A 17,661-nucleotide genomic window follows, 5' to 3' on the forward strand; every position below is an offset into this window, starting at 1 on the left:
TTAAATTGTATGTTATAATGGTATTGTACCACAAAGTGTTTGGGAAGCAAAGCAAGTATTTGTATTGAGCTATGATAAAAAAAGGGGACTCCAATGATTTCAAAGATCCACTATCAAGAATTGCGTGCTCTAGAAGACTTTCGCTATTTTTCGATGCAACAATTTGATCAGATTGTGGCAACCATGACCTTTCGTAAGGTAAAAAAGGGTCAGATTCTCTTTTTTGAAGGGGATAAGAGGGATCGTCTATTTCTTATCTTATCCGGTTATGCTAAGATTGAGCAATTTGATATTACAGGTTCTTTTCAATACACAGATTATGTTCGGCAAAAGACGATTTTTCCCTACGGAGACCTTTTTTCACAAGAAACTTATCATTTTACGGCTACTGCAGTCACTAACCTAGAGTATATCTCATTTCCTCTAGATCTCTATGAGACGTTTTCTTTGGCCAGTAGCAGGCAGATGAAAATGCTCTACCAAAAACTGTCTCAACTTCTTCGCCAACATGAGGTGCGTTTGAGAAATCTTGTTGTTTCCAGTGCATCGGTTCGGGTGACGCAGTCTTTGGCTTTTCTCATGCATGAGATGTGCGGAAATGGCAACAAACTTCCGTTTGGGATTACGACTATTGATATTGCTAACATGAGTGGTACTACGAGGGAGACGGTCAGTCATGTGTTGAAGCAACTAAAGGAAGAAGAGGTTTTGAGCTTTAAAGGCAGGCAGTTAACCTTTTTGGACAAATCTTATTTTTCAACCTATTTGGCTTGAGCGAGATTCAATATGGAACGTTTGGTAAAAACGGACTCAGGAACAGGCCTGGGTCCTTTTTAGTTTAGAGACCAATACTATGGCGTAATAGACTTTGTATGAGGGGATCATGATGAGGCAAGGAGACAGATAGTCCATGGATAAAATACTATATGAAGTGTATATCCAAAATGAAATATGGAAGCGCTTTACTTAAAGATATTTCTTCCTTTTATTTAAAAAATAAAAAAATCAATGATTTTATAAATTTATAAAAATTCTTTTTGTTGAATAAAAGGATAAACTAACAAAACTATTTAACTGGTTTTTGTATATTGATTGAAGCTGAGCGATAAAATCGTGAATTCCGTCACAGTTTCCTTGTGAAAACGCTTAATCAGAGAGCTTAGAAAACGGTTACAATATAGATGTAAATAAATGAGAGTTATGACTCTCCTCAAGAATATTTTTAAAGAAAGGAGCCACTATGGCAACTAAACACCCTATTCATGTCTTTTCTGAGATTGGCAAGCTCAAGAAAGTAATGCTTCATCGTCCTGGAAAGGAAATTGAGAACCTTATGCCAGACTACTTGGAACGTCTCTTGTTTGATGATATTCCATTCCTAGAAGATGCTCAAAAAGAGCATGATGCTTTTGCACAAGCTCTTCGCGATGAAGGCGTAGAAGTTCTTTACTTGGAAGACTTAGCGGCTGAATCACTGGTTACTCCAGAAATTCGTGAGCAATTTATCGACGAATACTTGGAAGAAGCCAATATTCGTGGTCGGGCGACTAAGAAATCGATTCGCAAGCTCTTGTTATCTATCGAAGACAATCGCGAGTTGATAGATAAGACCATGGCAGGTATTCAGAAGTCTGAATTACCAGAAATTCCATCTGAGGAAAAAGGGTTGACAGACTTGGTTGAGTCTAATTACCCATTTGCCATTGATCCAATGCCAAACCTCTACTTCACACGCGACCCATTTGCGACGATTGGTAATGGGGTTTCTCTAAACCACATGTATGCCGATACCCGTAACCGTGAAACGCTTTATGGGAAGTACATTTTCACCTATCACCCAGAATACGGTGGAAAAGTACCTTTGGTTTATGATCGTGATGAGACCACTCGTATCGAGGGTGGGGATGAATTGGTCCTTTCAAAAGATGTCTTGGCAGTTGGTATTTCTCAACGGACAGATGCGGCATCTATTGAAAAACTCTTGGTTAATATTTTCAAAGAAAACCTCGGCTTCAAGAAAGTTTTGGCCTTTGAATTTGCCAATAACCGTAAATTCATGCACTTGGACACTGTCTTTACTATGGTAGACTATGACAAGTTTACCATTCACCCAGAAATCGAAGGCGATCTTCGTGTGTACTCTGTGACTTATGAAAACGAAGCGCTTCGGATTGAGGAAGAAAAAGGCGATTTAGCAGAGCTTCTGGCAGAAAACCTCGGTGTTGAAAAAGTTGACTTGATCCGTTGCGGTGGTGATAACTTGGTTGCTGCTGGTCGTGAACAATGGAACGATGGTTCTAACACCTTGACCATTGCACCGGGTGTCGTAGTGGTTTACAAACGTAATACCATCACCAATGCTATCCTAGAATCCAAAGGCCTTCGCTTGATCAAGATTTCAGGAAGTGAATTGGTTCGGGGCCGTGGTGGACCACGTTGTATGTCAATGCCGTTTGAGCGCGAAGACATTTAAGGCCTATGGTGAAGACAATCGTAGGAAGTGAGCCATTTCAGCGAGCTGCCAGTCTCTATATCCGTTTTCAGGTATTCGTGATAGATAAGAAAATGGATATGGCAGACGAGTTTGATGGACATGATGAGGCGGGAACGGTCTATGCTGTCGTCTATGACGGCAATAGACCTCTTGCTACCGGACGCTTCCTTCCAGAGACGGACACCTGTGCTCGCCTGACGAGAATTGCCACCCTAGCTCCTCATCGTGGACAAGGGTATGGCACCCTGGTGATGGATGCTCTGGAAAACCATGCCAAGAAAGAAGGGTTTAAGGAGCTAGTGATCCACAGCGAACTAACCGCCAAAAGCTTTTACGAAGGTCTAGGCTATGTGGCTTTTGGGCCACGCTATTTAGAGGATGGCGAACCCTGCCAATCACTTAACAAACTATTATAGAATGAACGGATAAGATATTTTCAGGAGGAAACGATTAAATGACAAACGTATTTAAAGGCAAAAGCTTCTTAGCAGAAAAAGACTTCTCACGTGCAGAATTGGAATTCTTGATTGACTTCTCTGCTCACTTGAAAGATTTGAAAAAACGCAACATTTCTCACCGTTATTTAGAAGGTAAGAATATTGCGCTCTTGTTTGAAAAAACTTCTACTCGTACACGTGCTGCTTTCACTGTGGCTTCTATTGACCTCGGTGCTCATCCAGAATACCTCGGTGCCAACGATATCCAGCTTGGTAAAAAAGAGTCCACTGAAGATACTGCTAAAGTATTGGGCCGCATGTTTGACGGGATTGAATTCCGTGGTTTCAGCCAAGCCATGGTAGAGGAATTAGCAGAACACTCTGGTGTACCAGTATGGAACGGTTTGACAGACGCATGGCACCCAACTCAAATGCTGGCTGACTATTTGACCGTTAAAGAAAACTTCGGCAAGTTGGAAGGTTTGACCTTGGTTTACTGTGGTGATGGCCGTAACAACGTTGCCAACTCACTCTTGGTAACCGGTGCCATTCTTGGTGTGAACGTTCATATCTTCTCACCAAAAGAACTCTTCCCAGAAGAAGAAGTAGTAGCCCTGGCAGAAGGATTTGCCAAGGAATCTGGTGCACATGTCCTCATCACAGACAATGCAGATGAAGCAGTAAAAGGTGCGGACGTACTCTATACAGACGTTTGGGTATCTATGGGTGAAGAAGACAAGTTCGAAGAGCGGGTGAATCTCTTGAAACCTTACCAAGTTAACATGGACTTGGTGAAAAAAGCCGACAATGAAGATTTGATCTTCTTGCATTGCTTGCCAGCCTTCCATGATACGAATACAGTTTATGGTAAGGACGTCGCTGATAAATTCGGTGTTGAAGAGATGGAAGTAACAGACGAAGTCTTCCGCAGCAAGTATGCACGTCACTTTGATCAAGCTGAAAACCGTATGCACACCATCAAGGCTGTGATGGCGGCTACGCTTAGCGATAACCTCTTTATTCCAAAGGTTTAATCGCCTTTTAATAGCTTGTGTAACCAACCAAAAAGCCAAACGGGCTGAGACTAGACTTAGTCCCAGTCCGTTTTTGGACCTTGTTGGATGTAGAGGATGCTCTTAGCATCCAGTTGAGAAAGGATTGATTTGAATTTATGACAAAACGGAAAATTGTAGTAGCCTTGGGTGGCAATGCCATCCTCTCATCTGATCCATCGGCCAAAGCTCAGCAGGAGGCCTTGGTGGAAACAGCCAACCACTTGGTCAAATTGATTAAAAATGGCGATGATCTCATCATCACTCACGGAAATGGGCCGCAGGTCGGCAACCTCCTCCTTCAGCACTTGGCTGCTGATTCTGAGAAAAACCCAGCCTTCCCACTTGATTCATTGGTTGCCATGACCGAAGGTTCTATCGGCTTCTGGCTCCAGCAAGCTCTGCAAAATGCTCTCTTGAAAGAAGGCATTGACAAAGACGTGGCTTCTGTGGTGACCCAGGTCGTGGTTGATAAAAATGATCCAGCCTTTACCAACTTGACCAAGCCAATCGGCCCATTCTACACAGAAGAAGAGGCAAAAGCAGAAAGTGAGCGTACAGGTGCCACCTTCAAAGAAGATGCTGGTCGTGGATGGAGAAAAGTCGTTGCGTCACCAAAACCTGTTGCTATCAAGGAAATCGAAACCATTCGTACCCTGATTGATGCTGGGCAAGTCGTTGTTGCAGCTGGTGGTGGTGGTATTCCAGTTATCAAGGAAGACGACGGCAGTCTGCGTGGTGTTGAAGCGGTTATTGACAAGGATTTTGCATCACAACGTCTGGCAGAATTGGTGGATGCGGACCTCTTTATCGTCTTGACAGGTGTAGACTATGTCTTTGTTAATTTCAATAAACCAGATCAAGCGCGATTGGAAAAAGTAACCGTGACCGAGTTGGAAGAATACATTGCGCAAAACCAATTTGCACCAGGCTCTATGCTGCCTAAAGTTGAAGCGACCATTGCCTTTGTTAACAACAAGCCAAGTTCAAAGGCCGTTATCACTTCACTGGAAAATCTGGGTGCTCTGATCGAGTCCGAGAGTGGCACGATTATCGAAAAAGGAAATTAAAACGGATGTATAGACAGCTGTTCTAAGGGAGCAGAAGGGCTGTCTATACTGTCTTGTGATCACAATGAGGAGGATCTAAAATGAGTGATCAAACTAAAAAAGGCTTTAAGTTGCCTTCGTCTTATACTATATTGATGCTCATTATTGCCTTTATGGCAGTGATGACATGGATTATTCCTGCTGGTCAGTATCAGGTTGATGATGCCGGAAACTTGGTAGCAGGGACCTATGAAAAAGTGGCCCAAAACCCACAGGGGATTTATGATGTCTTTATGGCACCTGTCCGTGCCATGTTGGGTCATGGGGCGACTGATGCCGCCATTAGCGTTGCCTTCTTCATCATCATGGTTGGTGCCTTCCTTGGCGTTGTCAATGAAACAGGTGCTCTCGATGTGGGGATCGCTTCGATTGTCAAACGCTTTAAAGGACGTGAAAAATGGTTGATTTATGTCCTGATGTTCCTCTTTGCCCTAGGTGGTTCTACCTACGGTATGGGGGAAGAAACCATGGCCTTCTTCCCACTGATTGTCCCTGTTATGATGGCGGTTGGTTATGATTCGATCACAGGGGTAGCGATTATCCTGCTGGGATCTCAGATTGGCTGTTTGGCGTCGACTGTTAACCCATTTGCAACCGTTGTGGCGGCCGATGCGGCTGGTGTCAGTGTAGCTGATGGCATGATTTGGCGCTTGGTATTCTTTGTTGTCATCTTAGCGATGGGGATGGCCTTTGTTGCGAATTATGCAGAAAAAGTTAAGAAAGACCCAACTAAATCACTGACTTATCACCAGCGTGAGGCAGACATGGCCCACTTCAATGTAGCAGCGACTCAAGAAGTGAAGGCGGAATTGTCTCCAGCCCAAAGACGTGTTCTATGTGTCTTCGTTATGACCTTTGTCTTGATGATTTGTAGCTTTATTCCATGGGAAGATCTGGGTGTCAGTCTCTTTAGTCAATTTAACGACTGGTTGATTGGCCTGCCAGTGATTGGTCAGGTGATTGGTTCATCGACAGCTGCCTTGGGGACTTGGTACTTCCCAGAAGGCGCTATGCTCTTTGGTATCGCAGCCATTATCATCGGTTTGGTTTATGGCATGAGCGAGGAGCGTTTGGTTAAGTCCTTCATGTTTGGTGCGGCGGATATCTTCAGTGTTGCGCTGATCTGTGCCATTGCCCGTGGTATCCAAGTTATCATGAACGATGGGATGATTACAGCAAGTATCCTACACATGGGTGAGGCTGGCTTGAAGGGACTGTCGTCTCAAGTCTTTATCGTCTTGACCTACCTCTTCTACCTGCCAATGTCCTTCTTGATCCCATCTACTTCAGGGCTTGCAGGGGCATCTATGGGGATCATGGCCCCTCTGGGTGAGTTTGTCAATGTGCCAGCTAGCTTGGTTATCACAGCCTTCCAGGCAGCATCAGGTGTCTTGAACCTTGTAGCACCAACTTCTGGTATCGTAATGGGAGCTCTTGCTCTTGGACGTGTTGAAATTGGGACTTGGTACAAGTTTGTCGGGAAATTGATTGCAGGCATTATCGTCGCATCAATTGCTATCTTGGTTATCGCCACCTTCTTTTAGAAAGGTATGAATAGGTGTTGAGGCTGGGACGAAGGTACCCAGCTTCTCATTTTAGGGTTGGCTAATGAAAAAATCATTTATCAGTTATGATTAATATGATAGAATGGAAGACATATCAGAATAGAGCGATCTCTATCTGAGCGGAAAAAGCGTAAGAGAAAACAAGTGCGATAGGAGAAACAGGATGAAAACAGTTGTAACCCCACTCATCGAGCAGGAATGTGTAGCCGCAATACAAGAGCTGGTGACCTTTCCTTCGGTGCTCAATGAAGGCGAAAATGGCACGCCTTTTGGCCAGGCGATTCAAGATGTCTTGGAGCATACCTTACGGCTAACAGAAGGCCTGGGGTTCCAGACTTATCTGGATCCTGAAGGCTATTATGGTTATGCCGAAATTGGCCAGGGTGAAGAGACCTTGGCAGTCTTGTGTCACTTGGACGTGGTTCCTGCAGGGGACTTGACCAAGTGGGAGACGCCACCTTTTGAAGGTGTTATTCGCGATGGTCGACTCTATGGTCGTGGTACCCAGGATGATAAGGGGCCTTCTATGATGGCCCTGTATGCGGTTAAAGCCCTCTTGGATGCTGGTGTGACATTTACTAAGAAAATCCGCTTTATCTTTGGAACGGATGAAGAAACACTATGGCGGTGTATGAACCGCTACAATGCTCTTGAAAAACCAGCTACAATGGGATTTGCTCCAGATGCCAGTTTTCCTCTAACTTATGCAGAAAAAGGGCTTTTACAGGCTAAGTTACTGGGGCCAGGTGCGGCAGACCTTGAACTGGAAGTCGGTCAAGCCTACAATGTTGTCCCTGCCAAAGCTAGCTACCGAGGCCAGTGGCTCTCGGAAGTTAAGGCAGAGCTAGACCGTCTTAACTTTGCCTACGAGGAGGATGGCGATACTATTACAGTCTTGGGGTTTTCTCGCCATGCCAAGGATGCTGCCAAAGGTATCAACGCCTTAGTCCGCCTAGCCAAGGCCTTGCAAATCAAATCTGATCACCCAGTCCTGCGCTTTATAGCAGAAGCGGTTGGTGAAGATGCGACAGCGTCTAAGCTCTTTGGCCTGATTACGGATGAGCCATCTGGTGATTTGAGTTTCAATATCGCTGGCTTGACGCTCACAAAAGATCGCTCGGAGATCCGTTTGGACTTGCGTTTGCCGGTTTTGGCGGATAAGGAGGCCTTAGTGGCTAAGTTGACGGAGGTCGCAGCAGACTACGGCTTGACCTACCAAGAATTTGACTACCTGGCCTCGCTTTATGTGCCTCTGGATAGTGAATTGATCACTACCTTGATGGCAGTTTATCAGGAAAAGACAGGTGACCTGACACCTGCTAAATCGTCTGGAGGGGCTACTTTTGCCAGAACCATGCCTAATTGTGTGGCGTATGGGGCTTGCTTCCCAGGAGGCCTCCAGACAGAACATCAGGAAAATGAGTGCATCTCACTAGCAGACATGGTCCGCGCCATGGACATTTATGCCGAAGCCATTTACCGTTTGGCGGGACAATAGAGAGCTGACTTGCTCGGTTCATTTCAGTTGTCGTAAAATAAGAGTGGCTGTCTGGGCCATTTACAGGCTTACGACCCACTAGGACTAGCTGCACTCGGTCAGTGAAAATTCGGAGCAGGATTGTGTGCTGGTTTTGCCAGTAAACGAAGGAGAGACAATGGACATTAAAGCTTTTGGTGTGGAAGAATGGCTCAATGAGTGGGAGAATGATGCGCTTTATGATATTGCGGGCAGCTCTATTGCTTCCATGAGTCTGGATGAGATCTTAAGCCTGGGCGCAGTGGGCAAGGACAAGCTCATAGAAGACTTGCTGACGCAACAGATGAATTATGGGTGGATTGAGGGCTCGCCAGACTTCAAAGCAGAAGTCGCCAAGCTCTACCAGACCGTGACCCCAAATCAGATTTTGCAGACCAATGGTGCAACAGGGGCTAATTACTTGGCGCTTTATGCCCTGATTGAGCCTGGCGACCATGTGGTCTCCCTTTATCCCACCTATCAACAGTTGACCGATATTCCAAGATCTCTGGGGGCAGATGTTTCCTTGTGGCGGATCGATGAGGAGCAGGACTGGCTCCCGTCTCTGGCTGATTTGAGAGAATTAATCCGTCCAAATACTAAGATGATTTGCATCAATAATGCCAATAACCCAACCGGGGCAGTCATGCAGAGAGCCTTTTTGGAAGAAGTGGTAGCTATAGCAAAATCGGTTGGAGCCTATATTCTAGCTGACGAGGTTTACCAGCCCTTGGAGTTGGGTGTAGATGCCCCAGCCATTGTTGATCTCTATGACCGAGGGATTTCGGTGAATAGTCTTTCAAAAACTTACTCTGCACCTGGTTTGCGGGTGGGCTGGGTAGCTGCCAGTGAGTCACTCACAGAGCTGTTTAGGAAGTACCGTGACTACACCATGATTTGCGCAGGGGTCTTTAGTGACTATGTGGCGACCCACTTATTGAGGCATAAAGAAGAAGTGCTGGAGAGAAATCGGGCTATTGTGGCAGAGAATCTAGCGCTTGTCCGCACCTGGGTAGCTCAGGAACCACGGGTGTCCTTGGTCTTTCCCAAACACGTTTCGACGGCCTTTATCCGCTTAGATATTCCTGAGGAGACAGAATCTTTCTGTCTTCGCCTTCTAAAGGAAAAAGGGGTCTTGCTGGTGCCTGGGAACCGTTTTGATCTGCCAGGCTACGCCCGCCTAGGCTATTGCGCACCAAGAGAAGTCTTGGAGAAAGGGTTGACAGAGCTGTCTTCCTTTTTGAGGCAATACGATAAGTAAAGACAGAACTTCAGATCCATAAAAGACTTAAGGATAATAAGAGCAGGACCGTCAAGGACACGCAAAGCCGAGACGAGCCCTGCTTTTTTGGGACTCCTTTTCTAACAGTCTTTCCTGTGACGGAGAGGAGACGTCTATGGCTCTAATGGTGCAAGGTTCAGGGGATGCCCGTCTTGGGGTTCAATCATCAGATTCCTGGTCTTTCTCCATCATCCTTTGTCTAGCCATATGGTTAGGATTTCTGAAAAACAGCCTCTCGAATGAGCAAAGCTTAGCCATCTTTTCGAGATGGCAGAGGCATAGAGGTTTTGAAGGCAGCATCTGTAGATTGCCTGTTTTTTATTCAGACGGTCCTCTCTTTACAGTTGTTCTGCGATGGCTGGGGCAAAAGTGTGCTATAATAGGACTCAAAGAAAATCTGGTCAAGGCCAAAATTGGTATGATACGCTCAACTTGGATGTTGGCCTTGTCTTTCGGATTAATCACATCACGAAAAGGAGAAAACGATGACAGCAGTTGAACGGTTGATTGAAGGGTTTGTCCCTGAACATTATGACCTCTTTTTAGATATTGAGCGTCAGACAAAAACGTTTAGCGGTGAGGTGAAAATTAAGGGACAAATACTCAAAGAAACCTTTGCCCTTCATCAGTATGAATTGTCTGTTGACAAGGTAGTAGTAGCAGGCCAAGCGGTGCCTTTTAGCTTAGTTTCAGACAAGGAGATTGTCCTGATCGAAGGAGGAAGGCTAGGAGAGGTTACGTTAGAATTACGTTTTTCTGGCCATATTACGGACAATATGGACGGGATTTATCCGTCTTATTACACTGTCAATGGTCTCAAGAAGGAAGTAATCTCTACCCAGTTTGAGAGCCATTTTGCCCGTAAAGCCTTTCCTTGTGTGGACGAACCTGAGGCTAAGGCGACGTTTGATCTTGCTATTCGTTTTGATCAAGAAGAAGGTGAGCTGGTTCTTTCCAACATGCCTGAGATCCATGTAGAAGAGCGTAAGACAACAGGGATCTGGCGTTTTGATCGGACACCTCGCATGTCTTCGTATCTTTTAGCGTTTGCTATTGGTGACTTGCATGGGAAGACGGTTAAGACTAAGAATGGGACGGAAGTCGGTGTTTTTGGGACCAAGGCGCATCCTTTGACCAGTATGGATTTTGCCTTGGACATTGCGGTGCGTGTGATTGAGCACTATGAAGATTACTTTGGCGTGAAGTACCCGATTCCTCTGTCCTATCATGTAGGGTTACCTGATTTTTCTGCTGGTGCTATGGAAAACTGGGGCTTGATTACCTACCGTGAGATCTATCTGCTGGCAGATCAAAACACCACGCTCAAGAGCCGTCAAATGATTGCCCTAGTGATTGCTCATGAAGTGGCTCATCAGTGGTTTGGTAATTTGGTTACCATGAAGTGGTGGGACGACCTTTGGCTCAATGAGAGCTTTGCCAATATGATGGAATATCTGGCTATTGATGCGATTGAACCGTCTTGGAATATTTTGGAGGACTTCCAGACTAGCGGTGTACCAGCTTCTCTTTATCGAGATGCGACGGACGGGGTTCAGTCGGTTCATGTCCATGTTCACCACCCAGATGAGATCAACACACTCTTTGATGCGGCGATTGTCTATGCCAAAGGGAGTCGTCTCATGCATATGCTCCATCGGTGGTTAGGAGATGATGCTTTTCGTGATGGCTTACGGACCTATTTTGAGAGACATCAGTATGGCAATACGGTCGGCTTTGACCTTTGGCAGGCCCTTAGCCAAGCCTCTGGTAAGGATGTGGCAGGTTTCATGGACTCGTGGTTGGAACAACCTGGTTACCCTCTGGTAAGGGCTCGTGTGGAGGATGACACCCTCATTCTCAGTCAAAGTCAGTTCTTTATCGGTGAGCATGAGGATAAGAAGCGTGTTTGGCATATTCCTCTTAACAGCAACTGGACAGGTTTGCCAGATACCTTGGATACTAAGGAACTCCGGATACCAGGCTATGGTGAATTGGCTAAGGCAAACTCAGGAGCACTACGCTTAAACGATGGGAATACAGCGCACTACTTAACCAGCTACGAAGGTGAATTGTTAGATGCTATTCTAGCAGATCTTCAGGCGCTTGATCCGATCAGCAAGCGTCAAATCCTCCAAGAACGTCAGTTACTAGCTGAAGGTGGGCAGATTGCTTATGCTGATCTGATACCAATGATTGAGCCCTTGGCGGATGAAACGTCCTACCTAGTGACCTCAATGACCTCCCAACTATTAGGCGGTTTGAGCATTTTTGTTGAGGAAGACACAGAGATGTATCAAGCTTTTATGGCTCTGCGCCGTAAGGCATTTGTGCCAAGCTATGAGCGTCTGGGCTGGGAAGAAGGCGCAGCTGATTCAGAAGAGACGACTATCCTACGTCCAATGGTCTTGAATGGGGTAATCACTAGCCACTATCCACCGGCCCAAGAGCAGGCATCGGCTATTTTTAGAAAATACCAAGACCATTTAGAAGCGATTCCTGCGCATATGCGGACTGCAGTGCTTCTCAATGAAATGATTACCAATCCTTCGGATGATTTAGTCAAAACGTTCTTCAAAGCTTATGTGAAAACGGTCGATACGCGTTTCCGCTATGACTTGGTGGCTGCGATTACCAGAACCAAATCAAAAGCGTCTCTGACCTATATTTTAGAACAATTGCAAAACAAGGAAGTCATCAAGCCACAGGATCTTAAAGCGTGGTACCAATCTCTCTTAAGCCGTCCATTTAGCCAAGACCGTGTGTGGGAGTGGGCTTGTGATGAGTGGGAGTGGATCACTAAGACTTTAGGAGGTGACATGGCTTTTGAAGGTTTTGTCACAATACCTGCTGGTCTTTTCCAAACCCAAGAAAAACTGGATAGTTATAAGGCTTTCTTTGAGCCACAATTGGATGATATGGCGATTAGTCGGTCAATTGGTATGGGGATTAAGGAAATCGCAGCGCGTGTTGACTTGATTGAAAAGGAAGCAGATGCCGTCCATCAAGCCCTTCGCCCTTACTTAGAAGCCTAATGCCTAAAAAGTTCTTCTCAGCTATGCTGGGGAGAGCTTTTATTTAGCTGGAGAATATCTTTGCCGGTTGAGCTAGCCTTATGTTCTTTAAAGATTAAAGTCAGCCCTTGTCAGGTCGCTTCGATGAAGGGCAGTTCTATCATCGGTTGCATTTCCTAGGCTAGATGGATATTCTTTGAGCATTATCTGCTAAGATATCTACAAAAAAACAGAACCTTTTCACGAAATTTTTGAAAAATGATAGTTATTTTCTGAAGATTGTGATATACTGAATGAAATTCTTTTTTGGAGGTCTGATATGGTGGTCTATAATTTTTCAGCAGGGCCTGCTGTCCTGCCTAAAGAAGTGCTTAAAAAGGCTCAGGCTGAGTTTTTAGACTATGCTGGGACAGGCATGAGCGTCATGGAGTTGTCTCATCGTTCCAAGCCTTTTGAGGACATTATCCAGTCGGCAGAGCAGCTTTTGCGCGAGCTGATGGGCATTCCTGACAATTACAAGGTGCTTTTCTTACAGGGGGGAGCTTCGACCCAGTTTTCCATGATTCCCCTTAATCTGGCTCTGGGCAAGAAGGCTTACTACCACGTGGCTGGTTCCTGGGGCAAGAAGGCCTATACAGAGGCAGTTCTCTTGTCTAAGACGTTGCCTTTTGAGCCGATTTTGCTGGCTTCATCTGAAGACAGCAACTTTGACCACATTCCGAGCTTTGACGCTTCTAGCATTGACCCTCAAGCGGCCTACGTTCATATCACAACCAACAACACTATCGAGGGCACAGCGATCTACGACTTGCCCGACACCAAGGGGGTTCCGATCGTGGCGGACATGAGTTCCAATATTTTGGCGGCCCAGTATCGGGTAGCGGACTTCGGCATGATTTATGCCGGGGCTCAGAAGAACATCGGGCCTGCGGGTGTAACCATCGTCATCATTCGTGAGGACCTCATCAACACAACGCCTGCCCTGTCGTCTATGCTGGACTACAAGATCCAGGCCGACAACGAGAGCCTCTACAACACCCCGCCGACCTTTGGCATCTACATGGCCAAGCTGGTCTTTGAGCACGTTAAGAGCCTGGGCGGTGTTGTGAAAATGGCAGAGCTCAACCGACATAAGTCTGGTTTGCTCTATGACTACATTGACCGCTCAGCATTTTACCAAAACCCTGTGAAAAATCCAGCGGACCGTTCCGTGGCTAATATTCCTTTCACGACACCGAGCCCCGAACTGGATAAACTTTTCTGCCAGGAGGCGGAAAGCCAAGGTTTTGTCAATATTAAAGGGCACCGCAGCGTGGGTGGTATGCGAGCCAGCCTCTACAATGCTTTTCCGCTGGAAGGGGTGGAGGCTCTATTGAACTTTATGAAGGAGTTTGAAGACAAACATGGACATTAGACTAGCCCATCCCAATGAAGTGAAGCCGATTATGGCTGTGATTGAGGACGCTCGTGCCTTTCTGAAAGCATCAGGTAGCGACCAATGGCAGGGGGCAAATGGTTATCCTGCTGAAACAGACATCATCGATGATATCCTGCTGGGTCAGGGCTGGGTAGCTTTAATTGACCAGGACATTGTAGCCTATGCGGCTGTGATTACCGGCCAAGAGGAGGCCTATGAGAACATCTATGACGGCAAGTGGAAACACAACCATCCCCGCTACACCGTTTTTCACCGGATTGCCGTATCTGCCAAGGCCAGCGGACAAAAAGTAGCCCAGACCTTTATGCAGGGCTTGATTGAAGGGACCAAGGGGCAGGACTTCCGTTGCGACACCCACGAGAAAAATCTTATCATGCAACACATTCTTGAGAAATTAGGTTATGTCTACTGTGGTAAGGTGCCCATTGACGGCGAACGCCTGGCCTACCAAAAAATCAAACCCCGACAAGAACAGGCTTTTTATCAAGAAGTGGCAGAATTGGCCAGTTTGGACTGAAGTGTTTTAGAATGAACGCGTTAAGCGCTCAGATAGAGATATTTTCCGCAGTGCTGAAGGTAGGAGTGGGAAAGAACTCCAATAAATGAAAAAGAGTTCGTCTTCGCTATCTTATTTCAAGGCTCAGACCTGAAACTGTCCACTGGATAGTTTCACTCCTACCCCCGCACAGTTGAGTAGGGCTGTAAAAGCTGGCGAAATCAGCGCATTAGAGACCACTAGCAGTGGTTCATTGGTGCTAAAGCACCTAATGAACTGTGCAGGGGCAACTCTAAAATTGGCAAAGCCAGTAAGAGTTGCTACCAACCACTGCGTCAAGCTATTTTTTATACCATGGTTTCAACAGAGCTGACTTTTTGCACAGCCTTACTTGGAAATTTTTGGGGTGCAACAGTCCAGTGGACTGTTGAAGCTCCGAACTTGAAAAACAAAACAGCGAGGAGGGCTCAAAAGTTAGCCATGGAACTGCGATAGCAGGTCGCTGGCGCCCGTAGCACAGCCAAGCTGGTTTTCACTATCCAACTTTCAGACGCCGAACGGTTAGATTATGACTTATCAGCTAAGTAACATTATCGGGAAGTTTAGGCGACGCAGTCGCCCCAATCAGCTCGCCGCCGCGTGGTCAAGGTCTTGTTAGCAGGGCTAACAAGACAGGCAACTGGAAAGACTCTAGGTTTTCCAGTTAGCCATGAGATGCGTGGAGCAGCTGCTGGCGTGCCTGACCACCTTAGGCAGACGAGCAAAAAAATAAGACAAGAGGAATTTATGGTATTTAACATCACGACCTACAACAATATCAATAAGATTGGTCTGGCTGAGCTGGGTGACCAGTTTGCCATCGACCAGACGGGTAATGACCAAGCAGATGCCTACATCATTCGCAGTCAGAATTTGCACGGCGAGATCCTACCAAGTTCACTGAAAGCTATCGCTCGAGCAGGGGCTGGGACAAACAATATTCCTATCGACCAAGCAACCGCTCAGGGCATCGTCGTCTTCAACACACCTGGTGCCAATGCCAATGCGGTGAAAGAAGCTGTTCTGACCTCTCTCTTTCTGTCCGCTCGCGATTATTTTTCAGCGACACAGTGGGCTAACACATTGACTGGTAGCGATGTGCCTAAGCAAATCGAGGCGGGCAAGAGTCAGTTTGCAGGGACAGAGATTGCTGGTAAGACCCTTGGCATCATTGGTCTGGGGGCCATCGGGGCTCGTATTGCCAACGATGCCCGCCGTCTGGGGATGAATGTCTTGGGCTACGACCCTTATGTCTCCATTGAAACGGCTTGGAATATTTCTAGCCATGTCAAGCGGGTCGATGATTTGAAGGCGATTTTCGGTCAATCAGACTACATCACGATCCATGTGCCCTTGACAGCTGACACGGCCAATATGATTGACAGCTCTGCTATTGCCCTGATGAAAAAAGGGACGGTGCTCATCAACTTTGCGCGTGCGGAATTGGTGGACCATGCAGCTCTTTTTGATGCGATTGAGGCAGGGACCATCAAGCGTTATATCACTGACTTTGGGACGGAGGAACTCCTTAATCGTGAGGGGGTGACGGTCTTTCCGCATGTGGGTGGGTCGACCGAGGAGGCAGAGCTCAACTGTGCCATCATGGCGAGCCAGACGGTGCGTCAGTTTCTAGAGACGGGGGAAATCACCAATGCCGTCAACTTCCCTAATATGCATCAGGTCCTGTCAGCGCCGTACCGAATTACCTTGATTAACAAGAACGTGCCCAATATGGTGGCGTCCATCACAGCAGCGGTATCCGATTTGGGCATCAACATCGACAACATCATCAACCGCTCTAAGGGCGATTTTGCCTATACCATTTTGGATCTGGAGGAGCAGGACAGAAGCAAGATTGACCAGTTAGTCACAGCTTTTGAGGCGGATGAACAAATTGTCCGCGTGCGGATGATTGAGAAGGCATAGGCCTAGCTCTCTCTCTCATTTGTCGGGAGGGAGCTTTTTTGGTATAATTTTAGGAAAATAGCAGAGCAAAGGAGCAGGATATGTTTTTTGATGAGGATAAAAAGGAGCAAAAACGGGTCAAGCAAGCAGCAGCTCTTGAGCAACAAGTCTATCTACAAGAGCGGTTTGAGGTGGTTTATTTTGTGCCTGAGGGCATGGCGACGGCACCCTATTATATTCGAGATAGGGAAACAGGTGTCGAATACCTGCACCTCAATGGAGCTATTACACCTCTCCTGACTCCAGATGGCAAGCCTAAGGTTAGACAATGATTTGTTACAAGCAATTGTATCCTTCTCCTATCGGCGACTTGTCCCTGGTGGCCAGTGATCTTGGCCTGCTTGGGGTCTGGTTTATCGGTCAGGCCCACTTTGAACGAGGACTGACAGGGGAGCTTGTGCTGGCTGATCATCCTGTACTGGCGCAGACGGTTGACTGGCTGGATAGGTATTTTGCAGGACAAGAGCCTGCTCCAACTGACCTGCCTCTGGCAGTTGTGGGAACTGATTTTCAGCAGCGGGTCTGGGCAGAATTAGCTAAGATTCCCTATGGGCAGACAACGACCTATAAAGCTTTGGCTGACAAGCTCAATTGCCCTTCTGCTCAGGCAGTCGGCGGTGCGGTGGGGCGAAATCCTCTGTCCATCATCGTCCCATGTCATCGGGTTCTGGGGGCTGATGGTAGTCTGACAGGCTATGCTGGTGGCTTGGACAAGAAAATCTGGCTTCTGGAACATGAAGGGGGCGGGCTAAAACGGGATGCCTAGCTCTGCTATTTTCCCAAAAAATGAAAGGATAAGAGATGCCCTATATTTACTACGAATACCCCAAATGCAGCACCTGCAAGGCGGCCAAGAAGGAGTTGACTCAGTTGGGGGTGGACTTTACCGCCATCGACATCAAGGCGACTCCGCCATCAAGTGAGGAGTTGAAGAGCTGGATGGAAGCGACTGGTCTTGAGTTGAAAAAATACTTCAACACTAGTGGCAACAGTTATCGGGCTTTGGGCCTCAAGGACAAGTTTGACAGTCTGACGGTTGATGAGGCTCTTAACTTGCTGGCGGCAGATGGGATGCTGATTAAGCGTCCTTTACTCATCAAGGATGGTCAAATTCTGCAAATCGGCTACAAGACCCCCTATGCGGATCTTTTAAACTAAGAAAAACTCTCCCGCCTTGTCCGGTCTTAGCCTGACGAGGTAGGAGAGTTTATTTTGTGCGAAGAGCATTTGGTTGACGGGCGAAGGGCTTCCCATTTC

Annotated in this window: 16 protein-coding genes; all 16 read left to right on the forward strand. The window is 46.7% G+C overall.

Going from position 1 to position 17,661, the window contains the following annotated elements; genetic code table 11:
- Window positions 1-93 precede the first annotated feature (93 nt).
- A complete protein-coding gene (locus ABID29_RS07340; RefSeq protein WP_354365507.1) occupies window positions 94-774 on the forward strand; it encodes a Crp/Fnr family transcriptional regulator in 681 nt (226 codons plus the stop codon).
- Between the two features lie 466 nt (window positions 775-1,240).
- Window positions 1,241-2,473 (forward strand): arginine deiminase, encoded by a 1,233-nt coding sequence (gene arcA / locus ABID29_RS07345; protein ID WP_354365508.1) that lies wholly within the window; start codon window positions 1,241-1,243, stop codon window positions 2,471-2,473.
- 5 nt (window positions 2,474-2,478) lie between these two features.
- Window positions 2,479-2,910: a GNAT family N-acetyltransferase gene (locus ABID29_RS07350; protein ID WP_354365509.1), complete on the forward strand. Its 432-nt coding sequence runs from the start codon at window positions 2,479-2,481 to the stop codon at window positions 2,908-2,910.
- Window positions 2,911-2,948: 38 nt separating this feature from the next.
- Window positions 2,949-3,965, forward strand: a complete 1,017-nt coding sequence (gene argF, locus ABID29_RS07355) for an ornithine carbamoyltransferase (protein WP_354365510.1) — start codon at window positions 2,949-2,951, stop codon at window positions 3,963-3,965.
- A gap of 137 nt (window positions 3,966-4,102) precedes the next feature.
- A complete protein-coding gene (arcC, locus tag ABID29_RS07360; RefSeq protein WP_354365511.1) occupies window positions 4,103-5,053 on the forward strand; it encodes a carbamate kinase in 951 nt (316 codons plus the stop codon).
- Window positions 5,054-5,133: 80 nt separating this feature from the next.
- Window positions 5,134-6,636: a YfcC family protein gene (locus ABID29_RS07365; protein ID WP_354365512.1), complete on the forward strand. Its 1,503-nt coding sequence runs from the start codon at window positions 5,134-5,136 to the stop codon at window positions 6,634-6,636.
- Between the two features lie 184 nt (window positions 6,637-6,820).
- Complete coding sequence (locus ABID29_RS07370; RefSeq protein WP_354365513.1) at window positions 6,821-8,155, forward strand: dipeptidase; 1,335 nt, start codon at window positions 6,821-6,823, stop codon at window positions 8,153-8,155.
- 157 nt (window positions 8,156-8,312) lie between these two features.
- Window positions 8,313-9,434 carry an aminotransferase gene (locus tag ABID29_RS07375; protein WP_354365514.1) on the forward strand — a complete coding sequence of 374 codons (1,122 nt, stop codon included), beginning with the start codon at window positions 8,313-8,315 and terminating at the stop codon, window positions 9,432-9,434.
- A 136-nt stretch (window positions 9,435-9,570) separates the two neighbouring features.
- Window positions 9,571-9,954 (forward strand): hypothetical protein, encoded by a 384-nt coding sequence (locus ABID29_RS07380; RefSeq protein ID WP_354365515.1) that lies wholly within the window; start codon window positions 9,571-9,573, stop codon window positions 9,952-9,954.
- A complete protein-coding gene (locus ABID29_RS07385; protein ID WP_354365516.1) occupies window positions 9,941-12,487 on the forward strand; it encodes a M1 family metallopeptidase in 2,547 nt (848 codons plus the stop codon). Before ABID29_RS07380 ends, ABID29_RS07385 begins: the two co-directional genes overlap by 14 nt.
- 298 nt (window positions 12,488-12,785) lie before the next feature.
- The gene (gene serC, locus ABID29_RS07390; RefSeq protein ID WP_354365517.1) at window positions 12,786-13,880 is read left to right on the forward strand and encodes a 3-phosphoserine/phosphohydroxythreonine transaminase; all 1,095 of its coding nucleotides are present in this window, start codon (window positions 12,786-12,788) and stop codon (window positions 13,878-13,880) included.
- Window positions 13,870-14,421 carry a GNAT family N-acetyltransferase gene (locus ABID29_RS07395; protein ID WP_354365518.1) on the forward strand — a complete coding sequence of 184 codons (552 nt, stop codon included), beginning with the start codon at window positions 13,870-13,872 and terminating at the stop codon, window positions 14,419-14,421. Before serC ends, ABID29_RS07395 begins: the two co-directional genes overlap by 11 nt.
- 765 nt (window positions 14,422-15,186) lie before the next feature.
- Window positions 15,187-16,365 carry a 3-phosphoglycerate dehydrogenase family protein gene (locus ABID29_RS07400; protein WP_354365519.1) on the forward strand — a complete coding sequence of 393 codons (1,179 nt, stop codon included), beginning with the start codon at window positions 15,187-15,189 and terminating at the stop codon, window positions 16,363-16,365.
- An 80-nt stretch (window positions 16,366-16,445) separates the two neighbouring features.
- Entirely contained in the window at window positions 16,446-16,676 is a 231-nt protein-coding gene (locus tag ABID29_RS07405; protein WP_354365520.1) for a DUF6440 family protein, read from the forward strand.
- The gene (locus ABID29_RS07410; RefSeq protein WP_354365521.1) at window positions 16,673-17,170 is read left to right on the forward strand and encodes a methylated-DNA--[protein]-cysteine S-methyltransferase; all 498 of its coding nucleotides are present in this window, start codon (window positions 16,673-16,675) and stop codon (window positions 17,168-17,170) included. Before ABID29_RS07405 ends, ABID29_RS07410 begins: the two co-directional genes overlap by 4 nt.
- A 35-nt stretch (window positions 17,171-17,205) precedes the next feature.
- The gene (locus ABID29_RS07415; RefSeq protein WP_354365522.1) at window positions 17,206-17,562 is read left to right on the forward strand and encodes an arsenate reductase family protein; all 357 of its coding nucleotides are present in this window, start codon (window positions 17,206-17,208) and stop codon (window positions 17,560-17,562) included.
- Window positions 17,563-17,661: the final 99 nt, after the last annotated feature.

This window comes from Streptococcus rupicaprae, from assembly GCF_040545225.1.
In the GTDB taxonomy this organism is placed as follows: domain Bacteria; phylum Bacillota; class Bacilli; order Lactobacillales; family Streptococcaceae; genus Streptococcus; species Streptococcus rupicaprae.

Bases quoted from the DNA above. Each gene is read 5' to 3' on its own strand.
- ABID29_RS07340 (WP_354365507.1), top strand. From the start codon at position 94: ATGATTTCAAAGATCCACTATCAAGAATTGCGTGCTCTAGAAGACTTT.
- arcA (WP_354365508.1), top strand. From the start codon at position 1,241: ATGGCAACTAAACACCCTATTCATGTCTTTTCTGAGATTGGCAAGCTC.
- ABID29_RS07350 (WP_354365509.1), top strand. From the start codon at position 2,479: ATGGTGAAGACAATCGTAGGAAGTGAGCCATTTCAGCGAGCTGCCAGT.
- argF (WP_354365510.1), top strand. From the start codon at position 2,949: ATGACAAACGTATTTAAAGGCAAAAGCTTCTTAGCAGAAAAAGACTTC.
- arcC (WP_354365511.1), top strand. From the start codon at position 4,103: ATGACAAAACGGAAAATTGTAGTAGCCTTGGGTGGCAATGCCATCCTC.
- ABID29_RS07365 (WP_354365512.1), top strand. From the start codon at position 5,134: ATGAGTGATCAAACTAAAAAAGGCTTTAAGTTGCCTTCGTCTTATACT.
- ABID29_RS07370 (WP_354365513.1), top strand. From the start codon at position 6,821: ATGAAAACAGTTGTAACCCCACTCATCGAGCAGGAATGTGTAGCCGCA.
- ABID29_RS07375 (WP_354365514.1), top strand. From the start codon at position 8,313: ATGGACATTAAAGCTTTTGGTGTGGAAGAATGGCTCAATGAGTGGGAG.
- ABID29_RS07380 (WP_354365515.1), top strand. From the start codon at position 9,571: ATGGCTCTAATGGTGCAAGGTTCAGGGGATGCCCGTCTTGGGGTTCAA.
- ABID29_RS07385 (WP_354365516.1), top strand. From the start codon at position 9,941: ATGACAGCAGTTGAACGGTTGATTGAAGGGTTTGTCCCTGAACATTAT.
- serC (WP_354365517.1), top strand. From the start codon at position 12,786: ATGGTGGTCTATAATTTTTCAGCAGGGCCTGCTGTCCTGCCTAAAGAA.
- ABID29_RS07395 (WP_354365518.1), top strand. From the start codon at position 13,870: ATGGACATTAGACTAGCCCATCCCAATGAAGTGAAGCCGATTATGGCT.
- ABID29_RS07400 (WP_354365519.1), top strand. From the start codon at position 15,187: ATGGTATTTAACATCACGACCTACAACAATATCAATAAGATTGGTCTG.
- ABID29_RS07405 (WP_354365520.1), top strand. From the start codon at position 16,446: ATGTTTTTTGATGAGGATAAAAAGGAGCAAAAACGGGTCAAGCAAGCA.
- ABID29_RS07410 (WP_354365521.1), top strand. From the start codon at position 16,673: ATGATTTGTTACAAGCAATTGTATCCTTCTCCTATCGGCGACTTGTCC.
- ABID29_RS07415 (WP_354365522.1), top strand. From the start codon at position 17,206: ATGCCCTATATTTACTACGAATACCCCAAATGCAGCACCTGCAAGGCG.